At 34.9% G+C, this 229-nt stretch carries 1 protein-coding gene; it reads left to right on the top strand.

What is annotated here, in order from left to right; all coding sequences use genetic code 11:
• On the top strand, positions 1–211 hold a 211-nt coding region (locus SCA31_RS25865), incomplete at its 5' end, for a hypothetical protein (protein ID WP_410699790.1).
• Between the last annotated feature and the right edge of the window lie 18 nt (positions 212–229).

Here is a 229-nt window from a genome sequence, read left to right as displayed (position 1 = left end):
CATTTCACGAATTAATCTAGCTACCGTTGATATTTCATTATCAATGATTGAAGCCAGAGAAATATTTGAAGAATTAAAAAGAAAGCACAAAATACATCCGGACATTCAAAAATGGCAACCCGTGTGGGAGCAGATTGTGCTTACTGCGTTTCGAGAAGTTCAAATGATATTAAAAGAGCTGCTTTTACAGTTGAGGAGGCCGTGGATTTAACCATTAATTTTTATAGAA

The sequence above is a fragment of the Chryseobacterium sp. SIMBA_028 genome, assembly GCF_046535285.1.
Classification (GTDB): Bacteria; Bacteroidota; Bacteroidia; order Flavobacteriales; family Weeksellaceae; genus Chryseobacterium.
Note: the sequence above shows the minus strand (reverse complement) of the source record. Positions and strands in the feature narration are given on the sequence as shown.